This window comes from Aliivibrio sp. SR45-2, assembly GCF_963890165.1.
Taxonomy (GTDB): domain Bacteria; phylum Pseudomonadota; class Gammaproteobacteria; order Enterobacterales; family Vibrionaceae; genus Aliivibrio; species Aliivibrio salmonicida.
Genome location: NZ_CAWPRC010000099.1, coordinates 42,967 through 64,962, shown reverse-complemented (window position 1 = coordinate 64,962; position 21,996 = coordinate 42,967). Strand labels below are relative to the sequence as shown.

At 40.0% G+C, this 21,996-nt stretch carries 20 protein-coding genes and 2 tRNA genes; 4 read left to right on the top strand and 18 right to left on the bottom strand.

The annotated features are described in order from the left end of the window. Window positions 1–78: 78 nt before the first annotated feature. From prfC to AACV33_RS04615, 3 genes are all read right to left on the bottom strand, one after another. Window positions 79–1,659 (bottom strand): peptide chain release factor 3, encoded by a 1,581-nt coding sequence (prfC, locus tag AACV33_RS04625; protein ID WP_017021058.1) that lies wholly within the window; start codon window positions 1,657–1,659, stop codon window positions 79–81. Between the two features lie 117 nt (window positions 1,660–1,776). Further along, a complete protein-coding gene (rimI, locus tag AACV33_RS04620; RefSeq protein WP_017021057.1) occupies window positions 1,777–2,223 on the bottom strand; it encodes a ribosomal protein S18-alanine N-acetyltransferase in 447 nt (148 codons plus the stop codon). After that, window positions 2,213–2,614 carry a DNA polymerase III subunit psi gene (locus tag AACV33_RS04615; RefSeq protein ID WP_023604117.1) on the bottom strand — a complete coding sequence of 134 codons (402 nt, stop codon included), beginning with the start codon at window positions 2,612–2,614 and terminating at the stop codon, window positions 2,213–2,215. The genes rimI and AACV33_RS04615 overlap by 11 nt, the downstream gene beginning before the upstream one ends. 168 nt (window positions 2,615–2,782) lie before the next feature. Here AACV33_RS04615 and AACV33_RS04610 point away from each other — a divergent pair, with 168 nt between their 5' ends. After that, window positions 2,783–2,989, top strand: coding sequence for a hypothetical protein (locus tag AACV33_RS04610; protein ID WP_044583184.1), 207 nt, complete (start codon window positions 2,783–2,785; stop codon window positions 2,987–2,989). A gap of 321 nt (window positions 2,990–3,310) precedes the next feature. Here AACV33_RS04610 and AACV33_RS04605 read toward each other — a convergent pair whose 3' ends face one another. Continuing rightward, entirely contained in the window at window positions 3,311–3,814 is a 504-nt protein-coding gene (locus tag AACV33_RS04605; protein WP_017021055.1) for a GNAT family N-acetyltransferase, read from the bottom strand. Further along, on the bottom strand, window positions 3,804–4,322 hold the full coding sequence (ubiT, locus tag AACV33_RS04600) for a ubiquinone anaerobic biosynthesis accessory factor UbiT (protein WP_012549415.1): 519 nt from the start codon (window positions 4,320–4,322) through the stop codon (window positions 3,804–3,806). The genes AACV33_RS04605 and ubiT overlap by 11 nt, the downstream gene beginning before the upstream one ends. A 214-nt stretch (window positions 4,323–4,536) precedes the next feature. Here ubiT and AACV33_RS04595 point away from each other — a divergent pair, with 214 nt between their 5' ends. From AACV33_RS04595 to AACV33_RS04585, 3 genes are all read left to right on the top strand, one after another. Then, complete coding sequence (locus AACV33_RS04595; protein ID WP_182699936.1) at window positions 4,537–6,564, top strand: sensor domain-containing protein; 2,028 nt, start codon at window positions 4,537–4,539, stop codon at window positions 6,562–6,564. A gap of 215 nt (window positions 6,565–6,779) precedes the next feature. Further along, entirely contained in the window at window positions 6,780–7,781 is a 1,002-nt protein-coding gene (gene ubiU, locus AACV33_RS04590; protein ID WP_017021052.1) for a ubiquinone anaerobic biosynthesis protein UbiU, read from the top strand. A gap of 9 nt (window positions 7,782–7,790) precedes the next feature. Beyond that, a complete protein-coding gene (locus tag AACV33_RS04585; RefSeq protein WP_017021051.1) occupies window positions 7,791–8,669 on the top strand; it encodes a U32 family peptidase in 879 nt (292 codons plus the stop codon). A gap of 85 nt (window positions 8,670–8,754) precedes the next feature. Here AACV33_RS04585 and nlpI read toward each other — a convergent pair whose 3' ends face one another. The 13 genes from nlpI to folP form a co-directional block, all read right to left on the bottom strand. Continuing rightward, complete coding sequence (gene nlpI / locus AACV33_RS04580) at window positions 8,755–9,738, bottom strand: lipoprotein NlpI (RefSeq protein ID WP_182699935.1); 984 nt, start codon at window positions 9,736–9,738, stop codon at window positions 8,755–8,757. Window positions 9,739–9,849: 111 nt separating this feature from the next. Further along, a complete protein-coding gene (gene pnp, locus AACV33_RS04575; RefSeq protein ID WP_023604114.1) occupies window positions 9,850–11,979 on the bottom strand; it encodes a polyribonucleotide nucleotidyltransferase in 2,130 nt (709 codons plus the stop codon). Window positions 11,980–12,308: 329 nt separating this feature from the next. Beyond that, window positions 12,309–12,578 carry a 30S ribosomal protein S15 gene (rpsO, locus tag AACV33_RS04570; RefSeq protein ID WP_012549409.1) on the bottom strand — a complete coding sequence of 90 codons (270 nt, stop codon included), beginning with the start codon at window positions 12,576–12,578 and terminating at the stop codon, window positions 12,309–12,311. A gap of 162 nt (window positions 12,579–12,740) precedes the next feature. Then, window positions 12,741–13,697: a tRNA pseudouridine(55) synthase TruB gene (gene truB / locus AACV33_RS04565; RefSeq protein WP_012549408.1), complete on the bottom strand. Its 957-nt coding sequence runs from the start codon at window positions 13,695–13,697 to the stop codon at window positions 12,741–12,743. Continuing rightward, window positions 13,697–14,104: a 30S ribosome-binding factor RbfA gene (rbfA, locus tag AACV33_RS04560; RefSeq protein WP_012549407.1), complete on the bottom strand. Its 408-nt coding sequence runs from the start codon at window positions 14,102–14,104 to the stop codon at window positions 13,697–13,699. Before rbfA ends, truB begins: the two co-directional genes overlap by 1 nt. A 113-nt stretch (window positions 14,105–14,217) precedes the next feature. Next, a complete protein-coding gene (infB, locus tag AACV33_RS04555) occupies window positions 14,218–16,893 on the bottom strand; it encodes a translation initiation factor IF-2 (RefSeq protein ID WP_017021048.1) in 2,676 nt (891 codons plus the stop codon). A gap of 23 nt (window positions 16,894–16,916) precedes the next feature. Beyond that, complete coding sequence (gene nusA, locus AACV33_RS04550) at window positions 16,917–18,404, bottom strand: transcription termination factor NusA (protein WP_012549405.1); 1,488 nt, start codon at window positions 18,402–18,404, stop codon at window positions 16,917–16,919. A gap of 16 nt (window positions 18,405–18,420) precedes the next feature. Next, window positions 18,421–18,876 (bottom strand): ribosome maturation factor RimP, encoded by a 456-nt coding sequence (rimP, locus tag AACV33_RS04545; RefSeq protein WP_012549404.1) that lies wholly within the window; start codon window positions 18,874–18,876, stop codon window positions 18,421–18,423. Between the two features lie 167 nt (window positions 18,877–19,043). Then, window positions 19,044–19,120, bottom strand: a tRNA-Met gene (locus AACV33_RS04540). A gap of 70 nt (window positions 19,121–19,190) precedes the next feature. Next, window positions 19,191–19,275: transfer RNA gene (locus AACV33_RS04535), tRNA-Leu, on the bottom strand. Window positions 19,276–19,284: 9 nt separating this feature from the next. After that, window positions 19,285–19,617, bottom strand: coding sequence for a preprotein translocase subunit SecG (gene secG / locus AACV33_RS04530; RefSeq protein WP_012549403.1), 333 nt, complete (start codon window positions 19,615–19,617; stop codon window positions 19,285–19,287). Between the two features lie 151 nt (window positions 19,618–19,768). Next, window positions 19,769–21,106 (bottom strand): phosphoglucosamine mutase, encoded by a 1,338-nt coding sequence (glmM, locus tag AACV33_RS04525; RefSeq protein ID WP_182699934.1) that lies wholly within the window; start codon window positions 21,104–21,106, stop codon window positions 19,769–19,771. A 56-nt stretch (window positions 21,107–21,162) separates the two neighbouring features. Further along, entirely contained in the window at window positions 21,163–21,996 is an 834-nt protein-coding gene (gene folP / locus AACV33_RS04520) for a dihydropteroate synthase (protein ID WP_023604111.1), read from the bottom strand.

The window sequence follows — 21,996 nt, the reverse complement described above, 5'->3', positions numbered from 1 at the left end:
CTCCCTTTAAACACCAATACTATAGATACAAAAACGGAGCCTACATAGGCTCCGTTTAATTATATTCACTTTAATAAATTAGTGTTCACGCGTTGCTCTAAATTGAACATCAGGAAAGCGTTCTATCGCTAAATTCAAATTAACCATCGTTGGGGCGATATACGTTAAGTTATTGCCACCATCTAATGCTAGGTTAGTTTGATTCTTACGCTGGAATTCATCTAGCATTTTGCCATCAGAACATTCAACCCAACGAGCGGTTGCAACACTGATGCCTTCATAAATAGCTTCTACGTTATATTCAGATTTCAAACGAGAAACAACCACATCAAACTGAAGAACACCAACCGCACCAACGATCAGATCATTGTTTTGTAATGGACGGAAAACCTGTACAGCACCTTCTTCAGATAATTGCACAAGTCCTTTCAGCAATTGTTTTTGCTTTAGTGGATCACGAAGACGAATACGACGGAACAGTTCAGGGGCAAAGTTAGGGATCCCTGAGAATTTCAAATTTTCACCTTGAGTAAAGGTATCACCAATTTGAATCGTACCGTGGTTATGCAAGCCAATAATATCACCCGCATAGGCCACTTCAGCACGAGCACGGTCACCTGCCATAAAGGTTACCGCATCAGAAATACTGATGTTTTTACCTGTACGAACGTGGTTCATTTTCATGCCTTGAGTATAAGTACCTGACACGATTCGCATAAAGGCAATACGGTCACGGTGTTTAGGATCCATGTTTGCTTGGATTTTAAACACAAAGCCAGAGAATTTTTCTTCTGTCGCTTCAACTGGACGCTCTGTCGCTTCACGGGTTTGTGGCGCAGGAGCCCATTCCGTCAAGCCTTCAAGCATATGATCAACACCGAAGTTACCTAGTGCCGTACCAAAGTAGACTGGCGTTAGCTCTCCTTTAAGGAAAAGCTCTAAATCAAATTCATGAGCAGCACCAATAACCAGCTCTAACTCTTCTCGAACACTGAGCGCAAGTTCATTACCAATTGCAACATCAAGCTCTGGGTTATCAAGGCCTTTGATCGTACGCACTTCTTGGATCTCATGGCCATGGCCAGATTGATACAAGATCGTTTCATCACGGTGAATATGATAAACACCTTTAAATTCTTTACCACAACCAATCGGCCATGAAATAGGAGCACAAGCCATACCTAGCTCACTTTCTACTTCATCAAGCACTTCCATTGGGTCTCGTACTTCACGGTCCATTTTGTTCATGAACGTTACGATTGGTGTATCACGTAAACGCGTTACTTCCATCAATTTACGAGTACGATCTTCGACACCTTTCGCGGCATCGATAACCATTAGACATGAATCAACCGCCGTTAATGTACGGTAGGTATCTTCAGAGAAGTCTTCGTGCCCAGGAGTATCAAGAAGGTTAACAAGGCAACCGTTAAATGGAAATTGCATTACTGACGTAGTAACAGAAATACCACGTTCTTTTTCCATTTCCATCCAGTCTGATTTTGCGTGCTGGTTTGAACCACGACCTTTTACCGTTCCCGCTTTTTGAATCGCGTTTCCGAATAATAATACTTTTTCAGTAATGGTTGTTTTACCCGCATCCGGGTGAGAAATGATGGCAAACGTTCTACGTTTACCCACTTCTTGTAAAAAAGACATAAGCGTTGATAATCCTGTAAGATTTCAGAAAGGATGTAATTAATCGAGATTATACTCAAAGACGTTCATTATCTAAAGCATCGAATTAAAATAACCTTCGCGATTAGATAATAGGCATTAAAAGAATATGTAACTCATGATAATCGCGTCTTCTTTACCATTCGATGTTGGGTAATAATCATGACGACGCGTTACTTCATTAAAGCCTTCAGATTCATACAATGAAATGGCTTTTGCATTACTTTCACGTACTTCTAGCCATGCAGACTCTGCTTTTTGTTCCATGCACATATCAATAAAAAATTCAGTTAATTTACGACCAAACCCTTTCCCTTGATACGCAGGATCAACAGCAACATTAAGTAATGTAACTTCTCCAACGACATTCTGAGCATAAAAATACCCGACGACCTTTCCCTCGACCAACATCACTCGGTGTTGAGCACAGCGACTTTCTAGATCGCGGATCATAGATTCAGCCCAAGAGTGTGAATGAGCGGTTTGCTCAATACGCCAAATATCATCTAAATGGGATTCGGTTATCAATTGAATATTAATTGTCATAAGAACAAATTTGTCGCCATAGGTCGCGTCGTAATTGAGTATTTGTATGCATTTCAGATAAAAGAGGAGAATTCAGTATCTGAACCCCTTCCAATTCAGTAACAGGCACACCAGAGAACCAACACCAATTTAAATGGTGTTCCGCCACATACTCTAACGACTCGGAAGAAAGAAATAACGCCTGTTCAGGTTTCAGCTTCATACTCGCAAGTACTTTGCCAAATAAATAAGCATCACGCTCTGTAGGAATTGATTCAGCAATAAAAAGTAACTGACACGTTTCAGGTAATGAAATAGTGCTTGTTTCTAATGTAGGAAAATATTCAACGTGGCGGATCTGCCAAACAGAAATATCCATCTCATTCAAAAACTGTAACGCTTGTTTTGGCATGTCAATTTACCCTTAGCTTTGAGGCAAAGAATTTTAACAACATTCTAGAGCTGATGCCACTTGAAGCGTCTTAAAAAGTAAACACCTCATCATTTTTACCTTTACCTGACTTTCAATAAACTACAATTGGATAATGTGCCGCTCTATTTTTATACAAGGTCTATCATTATGAAGAAACAATTGCTGACGACCGCAGGGATTTGCTCGGCAATAGCCATCGTTATATTTGTCATTTTACTTAATACCATAGCGGTAAACACAGCATATGCAAAAGGTAACGATGAATGGATTCTAATTGGTGAAAACGTAATTAATTTAAAAACTGAAACAGATAAAATAAAACCTATCGCATTAATCAAAAAAGACCACAATTAATTGTTTTAAGCTAAGAAAATTTAACTGGCGTAGTATAAGAAAGGAAAATGTCGCTCTGTGGGAACGTAAATAATGATACCAAACATGACGTTAATCACTTTTAAAACTTTCACACCTTGAATATTCACGAAACTGATAATACCATTAGTATTCACAATAGAAATACAATAGGTTAACATATGAATATGAAGAAACAGCTTATTTTAAGCTCTGGCTTATTCTCTTTATTATCAGTACTCACCCTAGGTTTCTTAGTTAGTATTTCATAAACCATGAATGCTCTCTATGTTATTTTTAACATAAATAGAGAGCATCTACTTTCTACAAATCGTTAAATTCAGGGCAATATTCAATTAAGCCTGAACGACCTGTTAAAAACTCAGCATCACACGCTTTTACCATAAAAGCACCTTCTGGCACTTCCCATTGGCATGACATGTTATATTTTTCAGCCGCTTCAAAACCAAAACGCTGGTAATAAGCCGGATCGCCTAAAACGACACACACCGGATAACCAAGTTCTGTTAGTGTTTCAAACGCTTCTTTCATCATTGCCGTCGCAACACCTTGCTTTTGATATTCTTTTTTAACACACAGTGGCGCTAATCCTTGCCAAGCGATGTCTTCCCCATTAATCGTCACAGGGCTAAATAAACAGTGACCAATCAACTCTCCGTCATCATTACAAGCAACCAATGATAAGGTTAAGTGACTGTTTTCACGTAAAGACATCACAAGTTTAGCTTCAGCAGTAGTATCAAAAACTGATTTTACTAATAGATCAATAGTAAGAATATCAGCGGGTGCTTCAGTTCTAATAAGCATTAAGGCTCTCTTTTACTTCAATCTTTTGCAAACCTTGTTGTACAAAATTTGCCAAAGTCATTAATGCTTGGTTTAAAGGTTTAGGCAGTGAATCAAGATCAACACTGTCCATTAAGTTTTTCACTTCAAGACCAAGCTCTGTATCACCTTCAATTTTTAGGCGACGTTGAAAAAATAGAGTATCTGGATCTTCTTTACGGCCAGCAATTAAAATAAGATCATTTAATTCACCGCTAAAGCTCACATCATCAACTTCTATTTTGTCCGAGACTATCAGTTTTTCATCTTGATAACTGATAAACCACTGCAATTCGAGATCAAGAATCGAAACTTTCAACCATTTATCTTCAAGAAACTCAAAATCACCGTCTTCAAGCGCTTCATGAAAGACTTGTTTCAAACCTTCGAGTAAGATCTTCTTCTGCACCGATACTGGTACAACCTTCGCCGGTACTTTTAAGACAGAGGCCGCATTTTCTACTAACGTTGAACGAATTTTATTAAACACTCTCAATTTCCATCACATTTGGTCGATAACTGTAGGTCAGTATAAATTGATTGATTGAGTTCTAACCTGTTTCGCATCAAAAAAACCACTTATTGCGAATAGAGGTGGATAATAGGGTTTCATTCAATGTATATTTTATCGTCCAAATTATTAATAGCTAAAATACCAATGAATCTGGTCGTAATTTGTCTTATTTACTAAAGCGGTAACCACTATGTCTCTTGCTCAAATACAACATTGGCTTCCTTTACTAACAGACAATAGCCCCTTCTTGTTTGCCATTCTGGATTCAGACCATAAATACGTTACGGTGAATAACCGATATAGTGAGATAAGTGGGTTAAATCGAGAATCACTCTGTGGTCGAACTGATCCTGAAATTTTGGGTGAGCATTTCTATTCTTCATTAAAATCCTACTATGACCGAGCATTCAATGGCGAAAAAATAGAAGCTGAAATCACCTTAAATGATCATCGCTTTGAAACCAGTCTTCATTTTAGTTTATTTCCAATAGAGCAAGACGGTAATACTTATATTGTATTCCATGCCGTCGATACATCAGAACGACAACTCTTACTTAATTCGTTAGAAGAGAGTGAGTCAAAATATCGTAAGTTAACCGAGCTTCTCACTGATGCGGTTTTCTTATTAGAAGGCGACATCATCGTCTCTGCCAATACCGCATCAGCCACAATATTAGGGTTTAATAAACCATCAGAGTTTATTGGTGAAAGCATTGAACAATTATTCAGTTCACCGTCAAAAACGAAATCGTTATCTGAATTAATTACTGCTCTTCCTTCTGAGCAACAACTCGTTGTTCGAAGCTCTGCTAACTGTGCAACTCGTGCTGAATTAAGTTTAAGCGTAGAAAAGACGCATGTTCTGGGTAGTACCGCTCATCTGGTTATCCTTAAAAATAAAAAACCAACAGAAAAAAATGTAGCCATTTGCTCACCTCAAGTTGATCTTTTAACTGGGATTTATAACCGCCACGGTTTTACTCATGTTATTGAGAAAATGATCAAAGAAGACATTCCATTTTTCATGCTCTATCTTGATATTGATAATTTTAAAAACATTAATGACTCTTTAGGCCACCACATTGGTGATCGAGTACTAAAAGAGATATCGACTCGCTTACAAAAACTGCTACCAAAACACGCCGTAGTTGGGCATTTAGGCGGCGATGAATTTGGCATTATCTTTCCGAAACCAGAACATAATCAAATCCTTGACCAACTTGCTGAAAAAATAATTAACTTAATAAATCAACCTTTTGATTTAGTACACTTTTCAAAACGATTAGCTTGCTCTATTGGCAGTGTTCAATACCCTATAGATGGAACAGATGCCCGTAGTTTGTTACAAAATGCAGATACTGCGATGTACGAAGCAAAAGATCGTGGTCGCAATCGTTTGATCAAATTCCATGATCAAATGAATAAAGAAGCAAGAATGCGTTTATGGTTAGAAATCGAATTACAAAAAGCACTGCAAAATAATGGACTCGAAGTGTGGTACCAACCCAAAGTCAGTGCCCGTGATTTCAGAATTAATGGCGCAGAAGCCCTCGTTCGTTGGAAACATCCGGTTGAAGGTTACATTAGCCCCGCTCGATTTATTCCTGTCGCAGAACGCTCAGGTTTAATAGAAACTCTCGGCAAAGTGGTTATGCGTGAGGTTTTCCAAACGGTAAAAGAATGGGGTAACCAAGGTATTTTACCCGGTCGTATTGCTATCAATTTATCTCCAGCACAATTTGGTAATCCACAACTCATTGAGTATATGGAAAGATTACTAAAAACGACCCAAGTCGACCCTAATTGCATTACCTTGGAATTAACCGAAAGTGCCGTAATGAGTGATGGTGAACATGCGATTCAGATGCTCGATGCCATTAAAAAACTGGGATTTACATTGTCGATAGATGATTTTGGAACGGGCTATTCTTCCCTTGCTTATTTAGCAAGATTCCCTGTCGATGAATTAAAAATCGACCGTGGTTTCATTAGTGAAATTGATACACTACCAAAACAAATTACCATTATTGAAAACGTGATCAATCTCGGAAAAAACTTAAATATGGACATTGTTGCTGAGGGAGTAGAAACAAGACAACAAGCAATGCTACTGTCCAGTTTAAATTGTGATTCGATACAAGGCTTCCATTTCTATAAGCCTCAGCCAAAACAAGAGATTGAAGCGCTATTAGTACAGAACAAACGCGCATCATCCTAGCAAATATCTCAACTTGATACCTAGAGAGAAACCACCACTTTCTAGGTATTACTGCCCCCTACTTCCAAGTTAAACAACAAATTACGACACTTAGTCCATTCCATCACCAAGTCTTTATTTTAAGGACAAAACAACAAAAAACCTGCCTTACATCAAGTTCCTTATTTTTCTTATCTCTATCATAGAGCATCAGATTTTTGTAACTAGGTATTCTCATGGAACTCCTCTGCCCAGCTGGTAATTTACCTGCATTAAAAACCGCCATTGATTGTGGTGCTGATGCTGTTTATATCGGCTTTAAAGACGATACAAACGCACGCCATTTTGCTGGTTTAAATTTCACAGGTAAAAAGCTTGAGAAAGCAGTGCAATATGTTCACGATAATAATAAGCATATTCATGTCGCGCTAAATACTTTTGCGCACCCAGACGGCTTCAATCGCTGGACAAAAGCGGTAGATAATGCAGCCGCAATGGGCATTGATGCACTTATCATTTCAGACATTGGTGTTTTAGAATATGCAGCTAATACTTACCCAGAATTAGAGCTGCATTTATCTGTTCAAGCCTCTGCAACAAACGTTGCTGCCATCGATTTCTATAAAAAGAATTTCAATATTAAACGCGTTGTCTTACCCCGCGTATTATCGATTCATCAAGTGAAGCAATTATCACGTAACTTAACCTCAGACGTAGATCTTGAAGTTTTTGCTTTTGGTAGTTTATGCATAATGTCTGAAGGGCGTTGTTATCTCTCTTCTTATATGACCGGTGAATCACCAAATACCGTGGGTGCTTGCTCCCCTGCAAAATACGTTCGCTGGCAAGAAACAGAAAACGGATTAGAATCACGATTGAATAATATTCTGATCGATCGTTATGGTGAAGGTGAAAACGCTGGCTATCCTACGTTGTGTAAAGGCCGCTTTGATGTCCAAGGAAAAACATTTCACGCATTAGAGGAGCCAACCAGTTTAAATACCCTATCTTTGGTTCCTGAGTTATTTGCAGCCAACGTCGCGTCAGTAAAAATTGAAGGTCGCCAACGCAGCCCTGCTTATGTGGAACAAGTAACTCGTACATGGCGTGCAGCGATTGATCGCTATAAAGCAAATCCTGAAGGTTATTCTGTTGAACCTCAATGGGATGCAACATTAGCGAATGTATCAGAAGGCACACAAACTACCCTTGGTGCTTACCATAAGAAATGGCAGTAGGAGAAAATAATGAAATATGCACTTGGTCCACTGCTGTATTTTTGGTCTAAAGATAATGTAGAACAATTTTATCAACAGGCTTCAAATAGCCAAGCTGATATTATCTATTTAGGTGAAAGTGTTTGCTCTAAACGAAGAGAAATAAAACCTAAAGACTGGTTTTCAATAGCCAAGGATCTATCAAGTTCAGGAAAACAAGTTGTGCTGTCAACGATGGCTCTTTTAGAAGCGCCAAGCGAAGTCAATGCGATGAAAAAGTACATTGATAATGGCGATTTTATTATTGAAGCTAATGATGTATCAGCAATTCAACTTGCCTCAGAAAGTAAGGTTCCATTTGTTGTTGGCCCTGCGGTTAACTGCTATAACGCCCAAACATTGAACTTATTCTTAAAGCAAGGTATGACTCGTTGGTGTATGCCTGTAGAGCTTTCACGTGAATGGCTCAACAATGTGCTAATACAATGTGATGAGTTAGGTATTAAAGGAAAGTTTGAAACCGAAGTGTTCAGTTATGGTTATCTTCCTTTGGCCTATTCTGCTCGATGCTTCACCGCAAGAGCCGAGAACAAACCAAAAGATGAATGTGAAACCTGTTGTATCAAATACCCAAACGGTATCACTGTAAATAGTCAAGAAGGTCAAGAAGTCTTCACTCTTAATGGCATCCAAACTCAATCAGGTTATTGCTATAACTTAATTAATGATCTACCAAGCATGATTGATCTCGTTGATGTCGTCAGATTGAGTCCATTGAGCGTAGATACGTTCGATGAAATAAATAAATTCAAACTCAACGAAAAAGGAATTGAAAAGTATCAACTAAACGATTCCCGTCATTGCAATGGTTATTGGCATAATATTGCTGGGCTTGCTGTTCAAATGTAGCAGTGAGTTTTCGCTATAAATAAAAAGCCCTTATCTTTAACAATAAGGGCCTTTTATATTATGAACCACGATCAAATAATCTATATTATTTAGTCGTCGCTTCTTTCTTTAATTCTTCTTTTTCTACACTGTCTTGCTCTGGGCTATTCTGCTTTTCTTTCACTTCTAACGCTTGCTGTTCTTTCTGTTTTTGTTCTTGTAATTCACGCAGCGTTTTAAAGATATTACCCAGTTCAATGAAAGAGTAACGATGTTCTACAAATTCATACACATTATTTGACATAGCTAACTTGTATAATGCAATCGCATTAGGGTAATCCCCTTCATACTGATAACGCTTACCAAGGTAAAAATACCCTTCTGTTAGTTTCTGAGCAAGTGCGGTATTATTTCGAGTCGTCGTTAAGATTTTTTGAAAGAAAGCATCATCCGATGTTTCTTTTAAAATAACACCCGCTAAATCCCAACCAAAATCTTCATCTGTTCTTTCTTGGTACTGTATTTTAAATGCTTCTGTTGCAGCTGTCACATCCACATTTAAACCAATCCAATATAACCAAATAGCACGGTACGGATCACTTGGTGCATCATTATAGTGTTTCTTTGCTATCTCATAAGCTTGGTCATAACGCTCACCATAATAAAGGGCAATCGCTAAATTTCGTTCTGCAAATTGATTCGATGGATCTAATTCTAAGGCAGAATCGAAGGCTTCATAAGCACCATCAAAATCGGTATTTTGCGTGTAGTAAACACCCAAAATATTAAATACATCACTTTGATCTGGTTTTAAATTTAAAGACTGAGTAAAGTCCACTCGCGCTAAATCACGTAGCCCTAAACTGTCATTTATTAACCCACGATCATAAAACATTTTTGCACGAGTTACGTCGTCAATATCAGTGCGTAATAATAATTGATTAAGTCGAGAAAGTTGAATCTCCTGCTGAATACTCGGTTGTAAAGGCACTGCCATTGGCGGGTACATCCAACTTGAAGAATCCTTTGTTGATGCACATCCTGATAATATTAAGACGGCACTGACTAGCGTAATTCGAATCCAATTCACTCATTATCTCCTATAATAAATCTATTTTTACTCGCCCTGATGCAAAAAAAAAGGGAGCATCTCTGCTCCCTTTATAACACGCTTTACATCAAAAGACTGTAATCAATCAGATTATTCTGCGTCTTTTGCTTCAGTTGCAGCAACAGGGTTTAGCTCTGCAGTTGCTTCTTTAATACTTAGACGAATACGGCCTTGACGGTCTATTTCTAGTACTTTAGTTTGAACTTCTTGACCAACTTGTAGATGGTCAGCAACTTTCTCAATACGCTCTTCAGCGATTTGAGAAATATGTACTAAACCTTCTTTAGGACCAAGAACCGTAACGAACGCACCGAAATCTACGATACGCATTACTTTACCTGGGTAGATTTTACCCACTTCAACTTCAGCAGTAATCTCTTCGATACGACGGATAGCTTCTTGTGCAGCAGCACCTTCAGTCGCAGCGATTTTGATAGTACCATCGTCTTCGATTTCGATAGTTGTACCAGTCTCTTCAGTTAGAGCACGGATAACAGCGCCACCTTTACCGATAACATCTTTGATCTTATCTGAGCTGATTTTCATTGTATGGATACGAGGTGCAAATTGTGAGATATCTTCACGAGCGCCTGAGATTGCTTCATCCATAACAGAAAGGATGTGCTTACGCGCACCTTGTGCTTGGTTTAGAGCGATCTGCATGATCTCTTTAGTAATACCTTCAATTTTAATGTCCATTTGAAGTGCAGTAATACCAGCATTAGTACCCGCAACTTTAAAGTCCATGTCACCTAGGTGATCTTCGTCGCCAAGGATGTCAGAAAGAACAACGAAATCATCGCCTTCTTTAACAAGACCCATTGCGATACCAGCAACAGATGCTTTAATTGGAACACCAGCATCCATAAGCGCTAGAGATGTACCACATACAGAAGCCATTGAAGATGAACCGTTAGATTCAGTGATTTCCGATACTACACGTACTGTGTATGGGAATTCTTCAACAGAAGGCATAACCGCTTGGATACCACGTTTAGCCAGTTTACCGTGGCCGATTTCGCGACGCTTAGGTGAACCAACAAAACCAGTTTCACCAACACAGTATGGAGGGAAGTTATAGTGTAGAAGGAAGTGATCTTTCTTCTCACCCATTAAGCTATCGATAATTTGAGCATCACGTTGTGTACCAAGCGTTGCAGTAACAAGTGCTTGAGTTTCACCACGAGTGAATAGAGCTGAACCGTGAGTACGAGGAAGAACACCAGTACGTACATCTAGCGCACGAACCATGTCTTTTTCACGGCCATCGATACGTGGGTGACCAGCAATAATGCGGCTACGTACTACGTTTTTCTCTAGAGCACCAAGCATACCGCGGATTTCACGTTCGTCTAGTGCTTCATTTTGAGCTAGAAGTGCTGCAACAGCTTCGCTTTTGATTGCGCCAACTTGCTCGTAACGCGCCATTTTTTCAGTAATTTGGTACGCTTCAGAAAGACGAGTTTCTGCAAGTTCTGCAACTTGTGCTTTAAGCTCAGCGTTTACTACAGGTGCTTCCCAGTTCCAAGACGGAGTTGCAACTTCAGCAGCAAATTCGTTGATTGCTTTGATTACTACTTGTTGTTGGTCATGACCAAATACAACAGCAGAAAGCATTTCTTCTTCAGATAGGTTATCTGCTTCAGATTCAACCATTAATACAGCAGCTTCTGTACCAGACACTACTAGGTCTAGTTTAGAGTTTGCAAGCTCAGTGTTTGATGGGTTAAGAACAAGCTCACCGTTAATATGACCAACACGTGCAGCACCGATAGGACCATTAAATGGAACACCCGCAATAGAAAGTGCCGCAGACGTTGCGATCATAGTGATCATGTCTGGGTTTACGTCAGGGTTGATAGAAACAACCGTAGCGATAACTTGAACTTCGTTTTTAAACGCACTTGGGAAAAGTGGACGAATTGGACGGTCAATTAGACGAGCCGTTAATGTTTCGCCTTCAGAAGGACGACCTTCACGCTTAAAGAAACCACCAGGGATTTTACCAGCAGCGTAAGTACGCTCTTGGTAGTTAACGGTTAGTGGGAAGAAATCTTGACCCGCTACTGCTTCTTTCTTAGCAACAACAGAAACGAATACTGATGTATCGTCCATGCTTGCCATTACTGCTGCAGTTGCTTGACGTGCCATTACGCCCGTCTCTAGTGTTACGGTGTGGTTACCGTACTGGAATGATTTTACGACTGGTTTCTCGAACATTTTTTTTCCTTTGGTCTTAATACACATATATTTCTATCTGCAACTAAAACACTTTACGTAGATGGTTCAACATATTACCAGTCGCGACTAGTACAAATTTACTTAATAAAAGATAACTTGTAATAGTCGCGACCTAGTGGCCGACTTCGGTGACTGTAATACGATGAATAAGATTATATTGTCAAAACGCACACTGCGATTTCAACGGCCACAGTATACCCCAATTAGGGCAATATGCGAGTTTCAGAATTGAAAAATGGGAATTGCAGGCATAAAAAAAGGAGCGATAAACGCTCCTTTTTTCAAACTGTCTTTACAGACATCGCAAATTAGCGACGTAGGCCTAGACGTTTGATTAGATCTTGGTAACGAGTACTGTTTTTACCTTTAAGGTAATCAAGAAGCTTACGACGGCTTGAAACCATACGTAATAGACCACGACGGCTGTGGTGATCGTGCTTGTGATTAGCAAAGTGACCTTGAAGGTGGTTGATAGAAGCAGTAAGTAGTGCAACTTGTACTTCTGGTGAACCTGTATCGTTTTCACATTGTGCGTATTCTGCAACGATTGCTGCTTTAGTTTCTGCATTCAGAGACATAAATCTCTCCTGAGTAAGAGTGTTTAATATTTGCAGCAGCCAATCTCTGATTCAGCCACTACGCGAAGAGCGAATTATACGGATGAACAATAATAAAGCAATAAAAAAGAGTAAAAACACCAAGGCCTTTACTCTTTCTTAATTATATTGCTTCAATGCGACTTATTTGTCTTCTTCGATTTCATCTCTAAATACAACTAAACGCTTTGGTGCAACTCGACCATCATCATCAATATGACCAATACCAATAAATAAACGTTCTTCACCAGATGTCATGCGAACAATGCCATCTTGTGGAGCGCCAAATACTTGAACAGGCTGACCATGTAAAACATGATCGGCTAATTCTGTGATCATATTTACTTCAGGTAAATCTTGTACTGCAGAATCCATAGGCATTAATAGAGGATCAAGTAATTCACGAGGTGAAATCTCTTCACGATGTGCTTTCTCTAATAATGCTTCAAGATGTTCAATCGTCACCATATTTTCATATGGGTAATTTGACACCCCAGTGCGGCGTAAATACGTTACGTGAGCACCACAACCCAACATTTCGCCAAGATCATCCGTTATTGTTCGAATGTAAGTGCCTTTTGAACAATGCACTTCCATTTCAACTTCATGACCTTCAAAACGGATTAATTCAATAGAATAAACCGTAATTTTACGAGACTTACGAGGAACTTCAATGCCTTCACGTGCGTATTCATACAAAGGGCGACCTTCATGCTTTAACGCAGAAAACATTGATGGAATTTGATCTGTCGTGCCACGAAACTTAGCAATGCAACGCTCAAGCTGACCACGGTCAACTTTTACTTCACGAGTTTCAACCACTTCACCATCAGAGTCAGATGTATTTGTGCGTTCACCTAATTTAGCAACCACACGATAACGCTTGTCTGAATCTAATAAGAATTGAGAAAACTTCGTCGCTTCACCAAAACAAAGAGGCAGCATACCTGTAGCAAGAGGATCAAGCGCACCAGTATGGCCCGCTTTCTCTGCAAAGTAGATGCGTTTTACTTTTTGCAATGTATCGTTCGACGTAATTCCTGCCGGTTTATCAATTAAGATAACACCATCAATAGGACGACCCTTACGACGACGAGCCATTACTCTTCCCCTTCGTCAGATTCAGTACGACCTGATTCTGCCATTTTACGCTTATCAGTATTCACAACATCTGACACTAGGTTAGACATGCGCATACCTTCGACTAAAGTGTTGTCGTAAGTAAAACGTACTTCAGGCGTTAAACGGTGACGAATACGTTTACCAAGCATCATTCGAACAGGTACTTCGTGTTCTTTCAATGCCGCTAGACATGTTTCAGGTGTTTGCTCACCAACACAGAAAAAAGTAACGAATACTTTTGCGTAAGCAAGATCACGAGATACTTCAACATCTGAAATAGTCACCATACCGATACGTGAATCACGAACTTCACGTTGTAGAATTACGGCTAATTCTTTTTGTAGCTGTTGCGACACACGTTGTGCGCGGCTAAATTCTTTTGACATATCATTTCTCACTTAGAAAGATGGGGGGCGTGGTAATTACCAGCCCCCCATGGTGTATTTAACAACCGATTACCCTATTATTTTTATTTAATAATAGGTGTAATTATAGTCAATTAATCAAGAGTACGTTGAATCTCAACAATTTCGAATACTTCGATTTGGTCACCAACGCGAACATCATTGTAGTTCTTAACGCCGATACCACATTCGTAGCCATTCTTAACTTCTGGCATGTCATCTTTAAAGCGACGTAGTGATTCTAGTTCACCTTCGTAAATTACGATATTGTCACGTAATACACGGATTGGGTTATTACGCTTAATCGTACCTTCAGTAACCATACAACCAGCAACAGCACCAATCTTAGGAGATTTGAATACTTCACGTACTTGTGCAAGACCAATGATTTCTTGACGGAATTCAGGAGCAAGCATACCGCCCATCGCTTGTTTAACTTCGTCAATCAATTGGTAAATGATTGAGTAGTAACGAAGATCTAGGTTTTCATTTTCGATTGTACGACGTGCACTTGTATCAGCACGTACGTTGAAGCCTAAAAGAATCGCATTTGAAGCCGCAGCAAGAGTTGCATCAGTTTCAGTAATACCACCAACACCAGAACCTACGATGTTAACTTTAACTTCGTCAGTTGATAGTTTACGTAGTGAATCAGCAATCGCTTCAACAGAACCTTGAACGTCCGCTTTAAGTACAACGTTACATTCAGCAACTTCACCAGCTTCCATGTTTGCAAACATGTTTTCTAGTTTCGCTTTTTGTTGACGAGCAAGTTTCACATCACGGAATTTACCTTGACGGTAGTTCGCAACTTCACGAGCTTTACGCTCATCACGAACAACAGTCGCTTCATCACCTGATGCAGGAACGCCTGAAAGACCAAGGATCTCAACAGGAATTGATGGGCCAGCACTGTCAATGTCTTTACCGTTTTCATCGCGCATAGCACGAACACGGCCATACTCTTGACCACAAAGAACGATGTCGCCCTTGTGTAAAGTACCTGATTGAACAAGAACAGTAGCAACTGGACCACGACCTTTATCAAGACGAGATTCAACAACAACACCTGATGCCATACCTTCTTTAACCGCAGTTAATTCAAGTACTTCAGATTGAAGAAGGATGGCTTCTAGAAGACCTTCAATGTTAGTGCCTTGCTTAGCAGAGATGTGAACAAACATGTTCTCACCGCCCCACTCCTCAGGAATAATGTCATATTGAGCAAGCTCATTTTTAACATTATCTGGGTTAGCGCCTTCTTTATCGATTTTGTTTACAGCAACAATCAGAGGTACACCAGCCGCTTTTGCGTGTTGGATAGCTTCGATTGTTTGTGGCATAACACCATCATCTGCAGCAACAACAAGAACAACGATATCCGTCGCTTGAGCACCACGAGCACGCATTGCAGTAAAGGCTGCGTGTCCAGGAGTATCAAGGAAAGTGATCATACCGTTGTCAGTTTCAACGTGGTATGCACCGATGTGTTGTGTGATACCACCAGCTTCAGCGTCAGCAACGTGTGCGCGACGAATGTAATCCAGTGTAGATGTTTTACCGTGGTCTACGTGACCCATGATAGTAACAACTGGTGCACGGCCTTCAACCGTTGCGCTGTTATCACGATCAGACAGTACCGCTTCTTCTAATTCGTTTTCTTTACGAAGAACCACTTTATGACCCATTTCTTCAGCAACTAATGCTGCAGTTTCTTGGTCAATAACTTGGTTGATAGTCGCCATAGCGCCCATCTTCATCATAACTTTAATTACTTCAGTTGCTTTAACTGACATTTTGTTTGCAAGTTCAGAAACAACAATTGTTTCACCAATCGCAACATCTTGCTTAGCAACAGTCGCTGACTTATCAAAGCCATGTTGCATAGAGGTTGGTTTGTTAACTTGAGGTTTTCTGTTACGTCCGCCACGTTGGTTGCGACCACCGCGTTCTACTGGTGCCGCTTTCGCTTTTTTCTTACGACGACGTGGCTGTTGCTCATCTTTACGGTCAGCTGCATCTTCAGCTTCACGAGCGTGAGTTGACGTTGTTACATGATAATCAGCCGTTTTTTCAGCAGCTGTTTTCTTTTGTTCTTCTTCTTTCCAACGGCCTTCGTTTTCTTCAGCCAGTTTACGTGCATCTTCAACTAGTTTTGCAGCTTCTGCTTCTGCTTTACGAGTCGCTTCTGTTTCCTGACGAAGTTTCAATTCATCAGCTTCTGTTTTTGCTTGATCATTTTTAGTAGTCATTTCTTTTTTAGCCTTTTCAGTCTTAGTGCGTTTCGCTGTTTGTTCTGCGTCACGCTTTACTTTGACTTCTGCTTCTGCTTCACGTTTAGCTTTTTCTTCCGCTTCACGTTTAGCCTTTTGTTCAAGTTCGCGAACGGCAGCTTCCTCTGCGTCACGTTTGGCCTTGTCTTCAGCCTCTACTTTCATTTGCTCAGTTTTTTTCTCTTCTTCAAGCGTGCTCGCTTTTACATAAGTACGTTTTTTACGCACTTCTACTTGCACATCTTTACTTTTACCGCCAGAACCAGCAACACTTAACGTGCTACGAGTTTTGCGTTGAAGAGTGAGACGGGTTGGTGAAGCACTTTCATCAGCGCTACCATGCTCTTTTTTTAGATGAATAAGCAATGATTGCTTTTCACCTTCAGAAACAGAGTCTCCATCTTTTTTATTAATACCAGCATCTGAAAATTGCTGAAGTAAGCGGTCAACTGGAGTTCCAATGTCTTCACTAAGTGCTTTTACCGTAAGCTTTGTCATACCGCTTCTCCTTGCTGAAATAATTATGCTTCGTCGCTAAACCAACAAATATTACGTGCAGCCATGATTAACTCACCAGCACGTTCTTCTGTTAAGTCTTCAATATCAGACAACTCATCAACACCTTGGTCTGCAAGATCTTCAAGTGTAATTACACCTTTAGCTGCAAATTTAAATGCCAATTCACGCTCTAGACCTTCAAGAGCAAGTAAGTCTTCTGCTGGTTCAATACCATCAAGAGACTCTTCTTGTGCTAGTGCGAGAGTTGTTAATGCTTCTTTAGCGCGAGTACGAAGAAGATCCACTGTTTCTTCGTCTAAAGCTTCCACTTCTAATAGTTCGTTTACTGGTACGTAAGCGATCTCTTCAAGCGTAGTGAAACCTTCTTCAACTAATAGTTGAGCAAAATCTGCATCAATGTCTAAATGCTTAACAAATGCATCAATAGAACCTTGAGCTTCTTCTTGGTGCTTCTTATTAAGGTCAGCAACCGTCATTACGTTAAGTTCCCAACCAGTTAGTTGAGACGCTAGACGTACATTTTGACCACTACGGCCAATTGCTTGTGCTAGATTATCAGCTTCAACAGCAATATCCATCGTATTGTTGTCTTCATCTACAATAATAGAAGCCACTTCTGCTGGAGCCATAGAATTGATAACAAACTGTGCAGGATTATCATCCCAAAGCACGATATCAATACGTTCACCACCAAGATCATTTGATACAGCTTGAACACGAGCGCCACGCATACCAACACACGCACCAACAGGATCAATACGTTTATCGTTTGTTTTCACAGCGATTTTAGCACGAGAACCTGGATCACGAGCAGCGGCTTTAATTTCAATCAGTTCTTCACCGATTTCAGGCACTTCAACGCGGAACAATTCAGTTAACATTACGCCTTTTGAGCGAGTCATGAATAACTGGAAACCGCGAGCTTCTGGTTTAACTGCATATAGCAGACCACGAACACGGTCACCTGGACGGAAATTTTCACGTGGAAGTTGATCTTCACGTAAAATAACCGCTTCAGCGTTGCTACCTAGATCAACGATAATTGCATCGCGGTTTACTTTTTTAACGATACCAGTGATTAACTCACCTTCGTTATCAATAAACTGCTCAACGATCATCGCACGCTCAGCTTCACGTACTTTTTGTACGATAACTTGCTTCGCTGTTTGTGTCGTAATACGGTCAAACGTTACTGATTCGATATCATCTTCAATAAAACCACCGATTTCGATTGTTTCATCTTCAAATTGTGCCGCTTCAATAGAAATTTCTAATGTAGGGTGCTCAACTTGAGCAACCGCAACCCAACGACGGAAAGTTTCAACTGCACCTGTTTTGCGATCAATCGCTACACGTACTTCAATTTCCAGCGCAGATTTTTTCTTTGTTGCTGTTGCTAATGCGATTTCTAATGCTTCAAAAATTCGTTCACGAGGAACAGCTTTTTCATTTGATACTGCTTCTACAACAGCTAAGATTTCTTTGTTCATTTTAGCCTCTTCAGCCTTAAAATTTAGGAACTAAGTTCGCCTTTGAAATGTTGCTTAACGCAAATTCTTCATTGTTACCATCAACTGTAACCGTAACAATTTCACCGTTAATGTCCAGAATGTCTCCTTTCCATTTACGACGGTTATTCATCGGCATCTTTAATACAAGGCTGACCTCGTGACCAACAAATTGTTGATAATGTGCTGCTTTAAACAGTGGACGTTCAAGACCTGGAGACGAAACCTCTAGGTTATATGCTACTGTGATTGGATCTTCTACATCCATTACAGCACTGATTTGACGACTAGCTTCCGCACAGTCTTCTACAAATATGCCATTTTCATGATCGATAAAAACACGTAACGTTGAATGTTCACCCGCACGAATAAATTCTAAACCGACCAATTCATAACCTAAAGCACCAACAGGAGCCTCAAGCATTTCTGTTAGTTGTCTTTCTAATCCTGTCATTGATATCCCCTGAAAACAAAAAAAGGGCACTAAAAGGCCCAATTTTTTAAAAAACAGTCTGTTTCAGATAGCAAAAAACCCCGATAATTGCGGGGTTTAATACTGCTGGACCCTGAATGCCACTTGCGTGACTTATCTAATAATAGCAATTACTCTTACTAGATAATTGGTTGCGGGAGCCGGATTTGAACCGACGACCTTCGGGTTATGAGCCCGACGAGCTACCAAACTGCTCCATCCCGCGTCCGAAAAGAACAAAGAAAGTATAGTTTCTTTATCCTTTTATTACAAGAATCAGATTCTTGTCTGAAATATGGTGCCGAGAGAGGGACTTGAACCCTCATACCCTAAGGCACTAGCACCTCATGCTAGCGTGTCTACCAATTTCACCATCTCGGCTAAATTCGTTTAAAGAGGAACGTCGCTGTTTTCAGTAGCAGGAACGTCACTCACATTATCAGTTACTTGCTCTGTTGCTTGTTGATCTAATTTAAGATCAAAACCTTCAGATTTGTGCGTAGACATATTGCCTAATGCTAAACTGATAATAAAAAATACTGTTGCACAAATTGCAGTCATTCGAGTTAAAAAGTTTCCAGAGCCACCAGAGCCAAATACTGTATTTGATGCTCCAGCCCCAAATGAGGCTCCCATATCTGCGCCTTTACCGTGTTGTACCAATACTAGGCCAATTACACCGACTGCGGCAATCAGATAAATCACAAGTAGAATCGTATGCATTCCGTCACCTATGTATCTAATTAATGTACCGGTAGCCCATTGGCAACACCAGCGCGCTCTCAATTAAGAGGCCGGAGGATATTAACCAAACTAGGCTACTATGACAAGCTAAAATTAACAAAAAACGTTCAATTTCATTTAATTGCTTAAATTAACAGCTTTCTTTTACTGCATCTACAATTTGAAGAGCATATTGCTGCACAAGCTCAGCATTTTCACCTTCAACCATAACGCGAATTAATGGTTCAGTTCCTGATTTTCGTAATAAAACTCGACCATTATCACCAAGTTTAGTTTCTACATCAGCCTGAACTGCTTTAACTAACTCGGTATCTAATGGATTATTATCACCAACAAAACGGATATTTTCCAAAACTTGCGGGAATAACGTCATGCCATTACAAAGTTCTTTCAATGACATTTTACTGCCAACAATTGATGCTATAACTTGCAGAGCCGCTACAATTGCATCCCCCGTCGTTACTTTGTCTAATAAAATAACATGACCTGAATTTTCAGCGCCAATTTTCCAATTATTTTCCAATAATTTTTCCATGACGTAACGGTCACCAACGTTAGAGCGTACAAAAGGTATACCTAAATTACGCAAAGCTACTTCCATGCCCATATTGGTCATTAGAGTGCCTACAACACCACCTTTTAACTCACCACGACGTAATGCATCACGGGCAATAATATAGGCAATTTGGTCACCATCGACTTTATTACCAAGATCATCAACCATAATGATGCGGTCACCATCACCATCAAAAGCGACACCAAAGTCGGCTTTTTCTTCAAGTACTTTTGCTTGTAAGGCGCGAACATCCGTTGCCCCTACTTCATGATTGATGTTCGTACCATTAGGCTCACAACCAATCGTAATAATCTCTGCACCAAGCTCTTTAAAAACATTAGGGGCAATATGGTATGTCGCCCCATGAGCACAATCGACAACCATTTTAACGCCAGCTAAGCTAAGTTCTTTTGGAAATGTACTTTTACAAAACTCGATATAACGACCAGCCGCATCATTTAAACGTGACGCTTTACCTAATAATGCCGATTCAACACACGTCATTGGTTTATCAAGTTCAGCTTCAATCGCCATTTCGATATCATCCGGTAATTTCGTACCTTCAGATGAGAAAAATTTAATGCCATTATCGTAATACGGATTATGAGAAGCCGAAATAACGATACCGGCTTCGGCACGAAAAGTTTGCGTTAAATACGCAACTGCTGGGGTTGGCATTGGGCCAGTGAACTTCGCTTTAAGGCCTGCGGCAGCTAAACCCGCTTCTAATGCTGATTCCAACATGTAGCCTGAAATACGCGTGTCTTTACCGATAATAACTTTCTTTGTACCTTGTTTAGCCAATACTTTTCCGGCAGCCCAACCAAGTTTCATAACAAAATCAGGAGTAATCGGCGCTTGCCCCACTAATCCACGAACTCCATCTGTTCCAAAATATTTACGCTCAGCCATGTTGTACTCCATGTTTTAATTTTAATAATTTATTCTTTAAATGAGCATGCTTCTCACTAAGAAGCTTGCTCCAATGTTGCTTGGCAAACTTTCACAATATCCATTGTTTGTTCAAAATCATGAACTCGGATAATTTGTGCGCCTTTCATTGCTGCAATGGTCGCGCACGCCAAGCTTCCAGAAATAGCCTCTTGGGGCTCAATATCCAGCAATTTAAAAATCATTGATTTACGAGACATTCCCGCCAATATAGGAAGCCCAAATTGATGGAAACGTTCTAATTCAGTAAGTAATTGGTAATTATGCGCCAAGCTTTTCCCAAATCCAAACCCAGGATCGAGAATTAATTTATCTTTTGTGATACCAATCGATTGGCAAGCCGCTATTCTTTCTTCTAAAAAAAGAGAAACATCTGAAAATACGTTTTCATAAGTAGGGTTTGATTGCATCGTTCTTGGTTGACCTTGCATATGCATCAAGCAAATTGGTACATTCGCTTTTGCCGCAACCTCTAGCGCATTAGGCTCTTGTAATGCCCGCACATCATTAATTAAATCTGCACCAAACTTTACAGCTTCATCCATTACGACCGCTTTACTGGTATCAATTGATATCCATGTATCAAATCGCTGATGAATAGCTTCAATGATCGGAATAACCCGATCCAATTCTTGCTGAATTCCAACCTCAGGTGCCCCTGGTCTGGTTGACTCACCACCAATATCAATAAAACTAACACCAGCATTTACCATTTTTTCAGCTTGTCTTAAAGCCGCCTCTAAATCAGTAAATTTACCACCATCAGAAAAAGAATCAGGCGTTACATTAAGGATCCCCATTACATGAGAGCGATCTAATATTAACGTCTTCTCTTTGCTTATCAATTTCAT